The sequence below is a fragment of the Streptomyces sp. NPDC058955 genome, from assembly GCF_042741435.1.
Taxonomy (GTDB): Bacteria; Actinomycetota; Actinomycetes; order Streptomycetales; family Streptomycetaceae; genus Streptomyces.
In genome coordinates, this window is the sequence record NZ_JBHYKM010000172.1 from 1 (window position 1) to 12205 (window position 12205).

Genomic DNA, 12205 nt, shown 5'->3' on the forward strand with positions numbered 1-12205 from the left:
CCGGTACGGAGGCGACCACCGAGCTGCTGCTGGCCGACGTGCGCGGGGTGGAGGTGCCTCCCCGGGCCGTCGGCGAGCCGGTCCCCGGCGGCCTGGTGATGTCCGCGCCGCTGGGCGACGGCGTGCACCGGCTGATCGTCGGTGAGCGCGGGACCCCGCCCCGTCGCCGTACCGCCCCGCCCCGCTTCGAGGAGGTCGCCGACACCTACAAGCGCCTGACCGGCCACGACATATCCCACGGTGACCCGGTCTGGGTGAGCGCCTTCACCGACGCCGCCCGGCTGGTCACCGAGTACCGGCGCGGCCGGGTGCTGCTGACCGGCGACGCGGCCCACATCCATCTGCCGGCCGGCGGGCAGGGCATGAACACCGGCATCCAGGACTCGGTCAACCTGGGCTGGAAGCTGGCGGCCGTGCTCCACGGGCGGGCGCCCGCCGCGCTCCTCGACACGTACCACGCCGAGCGGCACGCGGTCGGCAGGCGGCTGCTCGCCAACACCCAGGCGCAGAGCCTGCTGATCCTCGGCGGCGCCGAGGTGGGGCCGCTGCGCGAGGTGCTGGGCGAGCTCGTGTCGTACGAGGAGGTGGCCCGCCATCTCGCCGCGAAGGTCAGCGGCGTGGAGATCCGGTACGACGTCGGCGCGGGCAGCCACCCCTGGCTGGGCGCCCGGCTGCCGGCCCTGCCCCTGACCGTGGCCGGCCGGCCCACCACCAGCGCCGCGCTGGCGGCCCGGGGCCGCGGCGTCCTGCTCGACCTCGACGACAACCCGTGGCTGCGCCGCCGGGCCGCGCCCTGGAGCGACCGCGTCGACGTGGTGACCGCCGCGCCCCGGGAGCCCGTCCCCCACGACACCGCCGCCGTGCTGCTGCGCCCCGACGGCTACGTGGCGTGGGCGGCGCCCGGGAGCCACGACGACCTGCCCACCGCCCTGGACCGCTGGTTCGGGCCCCCGGCGGCGCCCCGCCGGTCGCACCCGGCACCGGCCTGACCCGACGACCCGGCCCACGTCCCGACCCCACCGCACTGCACCGGCTCCCGAGAGAGGTATCGATGCACAGCACCCTGATCGTCGCCCGGCTCGCCACCGGCTCGGACGACGAAGTCGCCCGGCTCTTCGGCGCGTTCGACGCGACGGAGATGCCCCACCTGATGGGCACCCGCAGACGTCAGCTCTTCGCTTACCGCGGCCTGTACTTCCACCTCCAGGACTTCGACGAACCCGACGGCGGCGCCCGCATCGAGGGCGCCAAGACCGATCCTCGGTTCGTCGCCATCAGCGACGACCTGAAGCCGCACATCGAGGCCTACGACCCCGCCACCTGGCGCTCGCCCGCCGACGCCATGGCCCGCCGCTTCTACCACTGGAGCGCCCGGTGAGCCGCCCCGACGACCGCAGGATCGTCATCACCGGCATCGGGGTCACGGCGCCCGGCGCCATCGGCACCAAGAACTTCTGGCAGCTGCTGACCGACGGCCGCACCGCGACCCGCCGGATCTCCTTCTTCGACCCGTCGCCGTTCCGCTCCCAGATCGCCGCCGAGGTCGACTTCGACGCCGAGCTGGCCGGCCTGACCCCGCACGAGATCCGGCGCACGGACCGCGCCGCGCAGTTCGCGATCGTCACCGCCCGGGAGGCCGTCGCGGACAGCGGGCTCGACCTCGACGCCCTCGACCCCTCCCGCACCGGCGTGACCATCGGCAGCGCCGTCGGCGCCACCACCGGCCTCGACCAGGAGTACCGCACGGTCAGCGACGGCGGCCGGCTCGACGTCGTCGACGACCGGTACGCGGTGCCGCACCTGTACAACTTCCTCGTCCCCAGCTCCTTCGCCACCGAGGTCGCGTGGGCGGTCGGCGCCGAGGGACCCAGCACGGTGATCTCCACCGGCTGCACCTCCGGACTCGACGCCGTCGGCTACGCGGCCGAGGTCATCCGCGACGGTCTCGCCGACGTGATGGTGGCCGGCGCGACCGACGCCCCCATCTCCCCCATCACCGTGGCCTGCTTCGACGCCATCAAGGCCACCACCGCCCGCAACGACGACCCCGAGCACGCCTCGCGCCCCTTCGACGCGAGCCGCAACGGCTTCGTCCTCGGCGAGGGCTGCGCCGTCTTCGTCCTGGAACGCCTCGACCGGGCCCGCGCCCGCGGCGCCCACGTCTACGCGGAGGTCGCCGGCTACGCCACCCGCTCCAACGCCTTCCACATGACCGGACTGCGCCCCGACGGCCGGGAGATGGCCGAGGCGATCCGGGTCGCCCTCGACGAGGCCCGCCTCGACCGCGAGGCCGTCGACTACGTCAACGCGCACGGCTCCGGCACCAAGCAGAACGACCGGCACGAGACCGCCGCCTTCAAGGCCAGCCTCGGTGAGCACGCGTACCGGACCCCGGTCAGCTCCATCAAGTCGATGATCGGGCACTCGCTCGGCGCCATCGGCTCCATCGAACTCGCCGCCTCGGCGCTCGCGATGGAGCACCATGTCGTCCCGCCGACGGCGAACCTGCACCACCCCGACCCCGAGTGCGACCTGGACTACGTGCCGCTGACCGCCCGCGACCAGCTCGTCGACTCCGTGCTCTCGGTCGGCAGCGGCTTCGGCGGCTTCCAGAGCGCCGTCGTCCTCGCCCGGCCCGACCGGAGCGCGCGATGAGCGCCACGGCCGTGGTGACCGGCCTCGGCGTCGCCGCGCCCAACGGACTGGGCCTGGAGGAGTACTGGCGCAACACCCTCGCCGGGCGCAGCGCCATCCGGGAGGTCACCCGCTTCGACGCCTCCTCCTACCCGTCGCGGCTCGCGGGCGAGATCGGCGGTTTCGAGGCCGGCGAGCACCTGCCGAGCCGGCTGCTGCCGCAGACCGACCGGATGACCCGGCTGGCCCTGGTGAGCGCGGACTGGGCGCTCGCCGACGCCGGGGTGACGCCGGAGGAGCTGCCCGACTACGCCGCCGGCGTGATCACCGCCTCCCACTCGGGCGGCTTCGAGTTCGGGCAGAACGAGCTGAAGGCGCTGTGGAGCCGGGGCGGGCAGTACGTCTCCGCGTACCAGTCGTTCGCCTGGTTCTACGCCGTCAACAGCGGCCAGATCTCGATCCGCAACAAGCTGCGCGGGCCCAGCAGCGTCGTCGTCAGCGACCAGGCCGGCGGGCTCGACGCGGTCGCGCAGGCCCGCCGGCAGGTCCGCAAGGGCACCTCGCTGGTGGTCTCCGGCGCGGTCGACGCCTCCATCTGCTCGTGGGGCTGGGTCGCCCAGCAGGCCGGCGGCCGGCTGACCACCCGGCACGACCCGGAGCGGGCCTATGTGCCGTTCGACGCGGAGGCGTCGGGGCACGTGCCGGGAGAGGGCGGCGCGCTGCTGGTCGTCGAGGACGCGGAGCACGCCCGGCGCCGGGGGGCTCCCCGGGTGTACGGCGAGATCGCCGGCCACGCGGCGACGATGGACCCCCGGCCGGACAGCGGCCGGCCCCCCGGTCTGCGGCGCGCGGTCGAGCTGGCCCTGGCGGACGCCCACATCGCCCCGGGCGACGTCGACGTCGTCTTCGCCGACGCCGCCGCCGTGCCCGAACTGGACCGGATCGAGGCGACGACCCTGGCCGAGGTGTTCGGTCCGCGCGGTGTCCCGGTCACCGCCCCGAAGACGATGACCGGCCGGCTCTACTCCGGGGCGGCCCCGCTCGACCTGGCCGCCGCCCTGCTCTCGCTGCGCGACGGCGTCATCCCGCCGACCGTCGCCACCCGCCCGGCCGCCGCCCACGCCCTCGACCTGGTCACCGGCGCCCCGCGCCCGGCCCGCCTGCGCACCGCCCTGGTGCTGGCCCGCGGACAGGGCGGCTTCAACTCCGCCCTCGTGGTCCGCACGCCGGGCGACTGACCCTCCCCCACCCCGCGATCCCGCTCCGACCCGACCCGACACGACCCGTACGAAAGGCAGTCCCATGTCCACGACCACCTTCACCCTCGACGACCTGCGCCGCGTGCTGCGCGAGGCGGCCGGCGCCGACGAGGGCGTCGACCTCGACGGCGACATCCGCGACACCGGGTTCGACGCGCTCGGATACGAGTCCCTGGCCCTGCTGGAGACCGCCGGGCGCATCGAACGCGAGTGGGGCATCACCCTCGACGACGACACGCTCGGCGAGGCCCGCACGCCGGGCGCGCTCGTCGACGCGGTCAACGCCCATCTGTCCGCCGCCCGGGCCGCCTGAGGGGGCCGGCCATGACCCAGCGGAACCCCGCCCCCCGCGTCGCCCTGGTCACCGGTGCCACCAGCGGCATCGGCCTCGCCGTCGCCCGGCTGCTCGCGACCCAGGGCCACCGGGTCTTCATCGGCGCGCGCGGCGCCGAGAACGTGGCGGCCACCGTCAAGGAGCTGCGCGCGGAGGGCCTCGACGTCGACGGCACCGTCCTCGACGTGCGCGACCCCGACGCCGTACGCGCGTTCGTGAGCGCCGCGGTGGAGCGCTTCGGGCCCGTCGACGTGCTGGTCAACAACGCCGGCCGCAGCGGCGGCGGCGTCACCGCGGACCTCGCCGACGAGCTGTGGGACGACGTCATCGACACCAATCTGACCAGCGTCTTCCGGGTCACCCGCGAGGTCCTGAACGCCGGCGGTCTGCGCGCCAAGGACCGCGGCCGGATCATCAACATCGCCTCCACGGCCGGCAAGCAGGGGGTCGTCCTCGGCGCCCCCTACTCGGCCTCCAAACACGGCGTCGTCGGCTTCACCAAGGCGCTCGGCAACGAGCTCGCGCCGACCGGCATCACCGTCAACGCGGTCTGCCCCGGCTACGTCGAGACCCCCATGGCCCAGCGCGTCCGGCAGGGGTACGCCGCCGCCTACGACACCAGCGAGGACGCGATCCTCGAGAAGTTCCGGGCGAAGATCCCGCTCGGCCGCTACTCCACCCCGGAGGAGGTCGCCGGGCTCGTCGGCTACCTCGCCTCCGACACGGCCGCGTCCATCACCGCGCAGGCCCTCAACGTCTGCGGCGGCCTCGGCAACTTCTGACCCCCGCCCACCCCCTTCCTCCCAGGAGTTCCCCATGACCGTTCGCGAGGTCGAACACGAGATCACCGTGCGGGCCGATGCCACGGAGGTGTACCGCCTGCTGGCCGAGGTGGAGAACTGGCCCCGGCTGTTCCCGCCGTCCGTGTACGTCGACCGCCTGGAGCGGACCGGCGACGAGGAGCGGATACGGATCTGGGCCACCGCCAACGGCGAGGCCAAGAACTGGACGTCCCGCCGGGTCCTCGACCCCGAGGGCCTGCGCATCCGCTTCTGGCAGGAGGTCTCCTCGCCTCCGATCGCCGAGATGACCGGCACCTGGATCCTGGAGTCCGTCGCCGCCGGCGAGACCCGGGTGCGGCTGCTGCACACCTACCGCGCCATCGACGACGACCCCGCGTCGCTGACCTGGATCGACCAGGCCGTCGACCGCAACAGCCGGGCCGAACTGCCCGCCCTCAAGGAGAACCTGGAGCGGGCCTCGCAGGCGGACGAGCTGACCCTCTCCTTCGAGGACAGCGTCCGCGTCGAGGGGGCGGCCAAGGACGTCTTCGACTTCCTCAACGAGGCCGACCGGTGGACCGAACGGCTCCCGCACGTCGCCTCGGTCGAGTTCGCCGAGCCCACGCCCGGACTGCAGACCCTGCGCATGGACACCCGTACCAAGGACGGCTCCGTCCACACCACCGAGTCGGTCCGGGTCTCCTTCCCCCACCACAAGATCGCCTACAAGCAGACCACGCTGCCGGCCCTGCTGGCCCTGCACACCGGCTACTGGCAGCTCACCGAGGACGCCGACGGCGTCACCACCGCCACCTCCCAGCACACCGTGATCCTCAACGCCGACGCCATCCCCCAGGTCCTCGGCCCGGACGCGGGCGTGCCGGAGGCCCGCGCCTTCATCCGCGAGGCACTGGGCGGGAACAGCCGCGCCACCCTGGGGCTCGCCAAGCGGTACGCGGAAGAGCGGCGCTGACCATGGCCTCCCCTCCCCGCACCGCTCCCCCGTACGCGGGCGCGCCGGAGCGGACCGACGTGATCGTGGTCGGTGCCGGTCCGGTGGGCCTGCTCCTCGCCGGCGACCTGCGCCGGGCCGGCGTCCGCGTCACCGTGCTCGAACAGCTCGCCGCCCCGGCCACCGAGTCCCGCGCCTCCACCCTGCACACCCGGACCATGGAGCTGCTCGCCGAGCGCGGGCTGCTGGCCCGGCTCGGCCCGCTGCCGCCCGGCGGCCCCGGCCACTTCGGGGGCCTCCCGCTCGATCTGCGGGCCGCCGCGCCCGGCCACCCGTACGCCGGACAGTTCAAGTGCCCGCAGCCGCGCCTCGAAGCGGCGCTGGGCGCCTGGGCGACCGGCCTCGGCGCCCGGGTGCGGCGCGGGCACGCGGTCACCGGGCTGCACCAGTACGCGGACCGGGTCGTCGTCAGCGGCATCGAACGGGACTCCGGGCCGCGGCGGTTCGCCGCCTCGTACGTCGTCGGCTGTGACGGCGAGCGCAGCACCGTGCGCCGTCTCGCCGGCTTCGACTTCCCCGGCGACGATCCGACGCTGGAGATGCTGCGCGCGGACGTGGCGGGCATCGGGGTGCCCAACCGGCGCTTCGAACGCCGCGCGAACGGCCTGGCGACCGCCCACCGCTGGCCGGACGGCACCACCAGGATCATGGTGCACGTCCACGGCGCCCGGCCCGTCCCCCGGACCGGTCCGCCGTCGTTCGACGAGGTCGCCGCCGCCTGGGCGAAGGTCACCGGCGAGTCCATCGGGCACGGCACCCCGCTGTGGCTCGACGCCTTCGACGACACCAGCCGCCAGGCCGCCCGGTACGTGAAGGGGCGGGTCGTCCTGGCGGGCGACGCGGCCCACGTGCAGATGCCGGTCGGCGGGCAGGCCCTCAACCTCGGCCTCCAGGACGCCGCGGCGCTCGGCCACCGGCTCGCCGACCACCTCACCGGCCGCACCCCGTCCGCGGGGCTGGCGGAGTACGAGCGACTGCGGCACCGCGTCGGCGCCCGCACCCTCACGGGCATCCGTGCCCAGTCCCGGCTGCTGCTCGGCGGGCCCGAGGTGGAGGGGCTGCGGACCGTCATGGCCGAGCTGCTCGACCTCGACTCGGCGGCCGGATATCTCGCCCGCATCATCAGCGGCGTCGACCACGAACCGGACGCCGCGCCACCGAACCACCGACCGGACCAAGGAGTGGCCGCATGACCCGGCTCACCGGCAAGACCGCGCTCGTCACCGGCTCCAGTCGCGGCATCGGCCGCGCCATCGCCGTACGCCTCGCCCGCGAGGGGGCGCTGGTCGCCGTGCACTACGCGGGGAACCAGGAGGCCGCCGAAGAGACGCTGCGGCTCATCGAGAAGGACGGCGGCCGCGGCTTCACCGTCCGGGCCGAACTCGGGGTGCCGGGCGACGTCCACGAGCTCTTCCTCGGCCTGGAGGAGGCGCTGAAGGAACGGACCGGCACCACGACGCTGGACATCGTCGTCAACAACGCGGGCGAGACCAGCCAGAGCGGCATCGCCTTCGAGGACGTCACCCCGGAGCAGTTCGACCGGTTCTTCGCCGTCAACGCCCGGGCCCCCTACTTCCTCCTCCAGCGGGCCCTGCCGCAGATCCCCGCGGGCGGGCGCGTCATCAACATCTCGTCCGGCCTCACCCGGGTCGCCAATCCGGACCAGGTCGCCTACGCGATGACGAAGGGGGCGATCGAGCAGCTGACCCTGCACCTGGCCCGGCAGCTCGCCCCGCGCGGCATCACGATCAACAGCGTGGCGCCCGGCATCACCGACAACGGCAGCGCCGTCTTCTCCGTCCCCGAGGCCGTCGAGCAGATGGCGGCGCTCTCCGCCTTCCACCGCGTCGGCGAGGCCGGCGACGTCGCCGACGTCGTCACCTTCCTCGCCACCGACGAGGCCCGCTGGATCACCGGGTCCTTCGTCGACGCCAGCGGCGGGACCCTGCTCGGATGACGCCGCCGACCCCGCCTCCGTCGACCCCGTCGTCCCCGTCGACCCCGTCGACCCCGTCGTCTCCATCGTCTCCGTCGGCGGAACAGCCCGCCGTGGACCTCGGACTCCTCTTCGACCTGCGCAATCCCCGGGCCTGGCACCGTCCCTGGGCCGATCACTACGCGCGCACCCTGGACCTGTGCGAGGACGCCGACCGGCGCGGTGTCGGCGGCCTCTGGTTCACCGAGCACCACCTCTTCGAGGACGGCTACCTGCCCCAGCCGCTGACCTTCGCCGCCGCCGTCGCGGCCCGCACCCGCCGGGCGAGGATCGGCACCTCCGTCGTCCTGCCCGCGCTCCACCACCCGGTGGACCTCGCCGAACAGGCCGCCCTGGTGGACCTGATCAGCGGCGGCCGGCTCGAACTCGGTCTCGGCGCGGGCTATCGGCGACCCGAATACGCCCTGTACGACGCCGAGTTCGGGCGCCGCTTCCAGCACACGGAGCGGAACATCGCCGAGATCCTGCGGCTGTGGCGGGAAGGGGAGATCACCCCCGCCCCGATCCAGGACCCGCCGCCGGTGTGGGGCGGCTTCTACGGGCCGCGCGGTGCCCGCATCGCCGGCCGGCTCGGCCTCGGCCTGCTGCACATCGACCGCGGCGTGCACGAGCACTATCTGCGGGGCCTGGCGGAGGGCGGCCACCCGCCGGAGACGGCCCGCGTCTCCGACCTGCTGCCGATCATCCTGTCCACCGACCCGGAGGCGGCCTGGGAGCGGATCGGCCCGCATCTGCTGCACCAGGTCAACTCCTACCGGCAGGGCGCCCTCCAGGGCACCGGGCTCGAAGGACCGCCGCCGCTGACCCTGGCGGACCTGCGCGACCCGGATGCCACGGACACCCGGGGGCTCCTCGACATCCTCACCCCCGAGGACGCCGCCGCCCGGATCAAGGAGCTCACGGCGGGGCTGCCGGTGCGCCACCTGATCTTCTGGGCGAGCATCGCGGGCATGCCCGACGACCTGGTCGAGGAGAACGTCGGGCTGATCACGGAGAAGCTGCCGCCGCTGCTCGCCGCAGGACCCGGCCTCCGGTGACCGGCGGCGCCACGGCGAAGGCCGCCGGGAGCCCGCCGGAGACGGACAGCTGGGACGTGCGGCACCGGACGATCCTGCTGGTGCTGTCCGCCAACATGATCCTCGACGCCGTCGAGGTCTCCGTGGTCCTCGTGGCCCTGCCGGACATCCGGGCGGAGCTCGGCCTGTCGCCGGCCGGCGCGCAGTGGTTGATGAGCGGGTTCGCACTGGGCTTCGCCGCCGCCCTGCTCACCGGCGCGCGGCTGGTGGCACGGCTCGGCACCCGGCGGGTCTACCTGGCGGCGATGCTCGGCTTCGCCGCGGCGTCCGTGGCCGGCGGCCTGCTCGACGACCCGGCCCTGATCGTCGCCACCCGGGTGGTCAAGGGCGGATGCGCCGCGCTGACCGCTCCCGCGGGGCTCGCCATCATCGCCGGGGCGTTCCCCGACGGTCCCCGCAGGAGGCGCGCCGTGTCCGTGTACTCGCTGTGCGGGGCGGCCGGGTTCACGGCGGGGCTGCTGCTGTCGGGGGCGCTGCTGGAGGCGGACTGGCGCTGGACCCTGGCGTTCCCGGCGCCGCTGGCCCTGCTCGTGCTGGTCCCGGCGCTGCGGGTGCTCCCCCGCGACGGTGGCGGCGGAGTCCCGGTGCGGCGCTCCCCTGCGGCGCCGCGGCTGCTGCGCGACGGCCCGCTGCTGCGGACGGCGGTGGGGGCGGCGACGCTCAACGGCACGTACCACAGCGTGCTCTTCCTCCTCACGCTGCACTTCCAGGAGCGGTGGGGCTGGTCCCCCTGGGTCAACGCGCTCGCGCTGCTCCCCGCGTGCGTGCCGCTGGCCGTGACGGTGCCGTTCGCCGCCCGGATGACGGCCCGCTGGGACGCCGGTCGGCTGATCGCACTGGGGGCCGCCGCGCCGCTCGCCGGGTACGTCCTCCTCCTGATCCGGCCCGGTCTCTCCTCGTACGCCACCGGGGTCCTCCCGGTGCTCCTGCTCGTCGGCGCCGGATTCGTCCTGTCCTTCGCCGCGCTCAACCTGCGGGCCGCCTCGGCCGGTCCGGCCGAGGACCGGCCGGCGGTCGTCCGCGCCTATCAGGCCGCGGTGCAGCTCGGCGCCGTGGTGCTGCTGCCGGCGACCGGCGCGCTCCTCGCCGCCGGGTGGGGCGGACGGCCCGCGTTCGCCCTGCTGGCCGTGGCCGCCGCCGTCGGCCTGGCCGCCGCCCTGCCCGCTCTCCGTCCCTCCTCCCGGAAGGTCCGCTCATGACCACTGCCCCGTCCCCGCTCACCGTGGCCGTCATCACGGCCAGCGTCCGCGACGGGCGGCTCGGCCCCGCCCTCGCCGACTGGTTCACCGCCCGGGCCCTGGCCCACCCCGGCCTGGCCGTCGAGACCGTCGACCTGCGGGAGGTGCCGCTGCCGCTGACGCTGCCCGAGCCGGGCCAGGAGCCGCCGGCCGGCACGGCCGCCGTCCGGGACCGCCTGCGCTCGGTGCTGGACGGTGCGGACGCGTTCGTCGTGGTGACGCCGGAGTACAACCACAGCTTCCCCGCCTCGCTGAAGAACGTCCTCGACTGGTTCCTCACCGAATGGGCCGCCAAGCCGGTCGGCTTCGTCTCCTACGGCGGCCTGGCGGGCGGACTGCGCGCCGTGGAGCAGCTGCGGCAGGTCTTCGCCGAGCTGCACGCCGTGACGGTCCGGGAGACCGTCAGCTTCCACACCGCGTGGGAACGGCTGGACGCCGAGGGGCGGGTCGTCGGCGACAAGGCGGCCGACGCGGCCGCGGTCCTCCTGCTCGACCAGCTGGTGTGGTGGGGGCGGGCGCTGCGGACGGCACGGCTGGAGCACCCCTATGGCACGTGACCTCCGCCCCGCTCCGCCCGGCCCCGGCCCCGGCCCCGACCCGGGCCGGCCGGACGCGGCCGCCGTCTTCGTGACGCGGTGGTACGTGCCGGGGCGCGCCGACGGGACGCGGCTCCTCGACGAGATCGCGACCCAGTGGCGCACCGCCGCCCCGCCGGACGGCCTGCTCTCCTTCCACGCCTACCTCAGCACGGACGAGGACACGGTCCTCACCTATGTGCAGGCGCGGGACCCGGCCGTCTACCGGCCCTTCGTGCGGTCGCTGCGCGGGGCCGCCCGCGCCGAGCCCGTCGAGTACCGGCCGGACCGCGGCGTGGTCCTCGCGTCCTCCGCGCGGCCGCCGGGCTGTGCGGTGGTGGCGAGCTTCGACGTGGACGGCGCCGAACGGCAGGACCGGATCGTCGACTCCGTCCTCGGTGCCCTCGACGACACGCCCGCCGCCGGGCTCCGCGGCATGCTCAGCGCCCACTTCCACCTCAGCACGGACGGCAGCCGCGTCCTCAACTTCGCGCGCTGGACGAGCGACGAGGCCCACGAGGCGTTCCTGGCGGGCGCCGCCCGGCGGGCCACCCTGCGGGCCACCGGGGCGACCCCCGGCGTCCGGCCCGTCGGCTTCCAGCGGTTCCACCTGCACCACGCCATCGACCTCGGCCGGTCCGGTACCGGCCTGGACAGGAGCCTTTCATGACCGTTCTGGTGACCGGAGTCCGCGGCCGGGTCGGAGGCGCCGTGCTGCGCCGGCTGCGCGCCGCCGGTGCGGACGTGCGCGCCGCCAGCGGCTCGGCGGAGCCCGTGGGGGCGGTCGGCGGCGAGCCGCCGGTCCGGCTCGACCTGGCCGAGCCGGCCACCTTCGCCCCGGCGCTGGCCGGCGTGCGGAAGGTGTTCCTGTACGCGCGGCCCGACACCGCCGGGCGGTTCGCCCGGGAGGCGGTGGCCGCGGGCGTCGAGCACGTCGTGCTGTTCTCGTCGCTGGCGATCGACGAGGAGGGCGCCGAGCGGAGCCCGATCGCCCTGCAGCACCGGGGGGCGGAGGACGCGCTGCGGGCGTCGGGGCTGGACTGGACGTTCCTGCGGGCGGGGGCGCTGGCCTCCAACGCGCTCCAGTGGGCCGCCCCGATCCGGTCGGGGCAGGGGGTGCGGGTGGCCTATCCGGAGACGTACAGCGAGCCCGTCCACGAGGGCGACGTCGCCGAGGTGGGCGTGCGGGCGCTGCTGGACGACGACCTGCGGGGCCGGGTGCTGCGGATCACCGGCCCCGAGTCGCTGCCGGGGCGGGGGGCGGGGGGGGGGGTAGGGGGCGGCCCGGGGGGGGGCGTG

Annotated in this window: 14 protein-coding genes; all 14 read left to right on the plus strand. The window is 75.1% G+C overall.

Translation table 11 applies throughout. The features are described 5' to 3' along the window. A partial coding sequence (locus tag ACFW1I_RS36035; RefSeq protein ID WP_384677940.1) for an FAD-dependent monooxygenase occupies positions 1-989 on the plus strand: 989 nt, incomplete at its 5' end. A 62-nt stretch (positions 990-1051) separates the two neighbouring features. Further along, complete coding sequence (locus tag ACFW1I_RS36040) at positions 1052-1378, plus strand: TcmI family type II polyketide cyclase (protein ID WP_384677942.1); 327 nt, start codon at positions 1052-1054, stop codon at positions 1376-1378. After that, entirely contained in the window at positions 1375-2655 is a 1281-nt protein-coding gene (locus tag ACFW1I_RS36045; RefSeq protein WP_384677944.1) for a beta-ketoacyl-[acyl-carrier-protein] synthase family protein, read from the plus strand. Before ACFW1I_RS36040 ends, ACFW1I_RS36045 begins: the two co-directional genes overlap by 4 nt. Further along, positions 2652-3872: a ketosynthase chain-length factor gene (locus tag ACFW1I_RS36050; RefSeq protein WP_384677946.1), complete on the plus strand. Its 1221-nt coding sequence runs from the start codon at positions 2652-2654 to the stop codon at positions 3870-3872. The genes ACFW1I_RS36045 and ACFW1I_RS36050 overlap by 4 nt, the downstream gene beginning before the upstream one ends. Positions 3873-3936: 64 nt before the next feature. Next, positions 3937-4206 (plus strand): acyl carrier protein, encoded by a 270-nt coding sequence (locus ACFW1I_RS36055; protein ID WP_384677948.1) that lies wholly within the window; start codon positions 3937-3939, stop codon positions 4204-4206. Between the two features lie 11 nt (positions 4207-4217). Further along, the gene (fabG, locus tag ACFW1I_RS36060; RefSeq protein WP_384677950.1) at positions 4218-5009 is read left to right on the plus strand and encodes a 3-oxoacyl-ACP reductase FabG; all 792 of its coding nucleotides are present in this window, start codon (positions 4218-4220) and stop codon (positions 5007-5009) included. A gap of 34 nt (positions 5010-5043) precedes the next feature. Next, the gene (locus ACFW1I_RS36065) at positions 5044-5982 is read left to right on the plus strand and encodes an aromatase/cyclase (protein ID WP_384677952.1); all 939 of its coding nucleotides are present in this window, start codon (positions 5044-5046) and stop codon (positions 5980-5982) included. A 2-nt stretch (positions 5983-5984) separates the two neighbouring features. Continuing rightward, positions 5985-7214, plus strand: coding sequence for an FAD-dependent monooxygenase (locus ACFW1I_RS36070; protein WP_384677954.1), 1230 nt, complete (start codon positions 5985-5987; stop codon positions 7212-7214). Beyond that, complete coding sequence (locus tag ACFW1I_RS36075) at positions 7211-7978, plus strand: SDR family NAD(P)-dependent oxidoreductase (protein ID WP_384677956.1); 768 nt, start codon at positions 7211-7213, stop codon at positions 7976-7978. Before ACFW1I_RS36070 ends, ACFW1I_RS36075 begins: the two co-directional genes overlap by 4 nt. 92 nt (positions 7979-8070) lie before the next feature. Continuing rightward, entirely contained in the window at positions 8071-9054 is a 984-nt protein-coding gene (locus ACFW1I_RS36080) for an LLM class flavin-dependent oxidoreductase (protein ID WP_384677958.1), read from the plus strand. Further along, positions 9051-10292: an MFS transporter gene (locus ACFW1I_RS36085; protein ID WP_384677960.1), complete on the plus strand. Its 1242-nt coding sequence runs from the start codon at positions 9051-9053 to the stop codon at positions 10290-10292. The genes ACFW1I_RS36080 and ACFW1I_RS36085 overlap by 4 nt, the downstream gene beginning before the upstream one ends. Beyond that, positions 10289-10888: an NADPH-dependent FMN reductase gene (locus ACFW1I_RS36090; RefSeq protein ID WP_384677962.1), complete on the plus strand. Its 600-nt coding sequence runs from the start codon at positions 10289-10291 to the stop codon at positions 10886-10888. The genes ACFW1I_RS36085 and ACFW1I_RS36090 overlap by 4 nt, the downstream gene beginning before the upstream one ends. Beyond that, positions 10878-11576, plus strand: coding sequence for a hypothetical protein (locus ACFW1I_RS36095; RefSeq protein ID WP_384677964.1), 699 nt, complete (start codon positions 10878-10880; stop codon positions 11574-11576). The genes ACFW1I_RS36090 and ACFW1I_RS36095 overlap by 11 nt, the downstream gene beginning before the upstream one ends. Beyond that, positions 11573-12205, plus strand: a 633-nt coding sequence (locus ACFW1I_RS36100) for an SDR family oxidoreductase (protein ID WP_384677966.1), incomplete at its 3' end; no start/stop codon positions are given. The genes ACFW1I_RS36095 and ACFW1I_RS36100, both read left to right, overlap by 4 nt.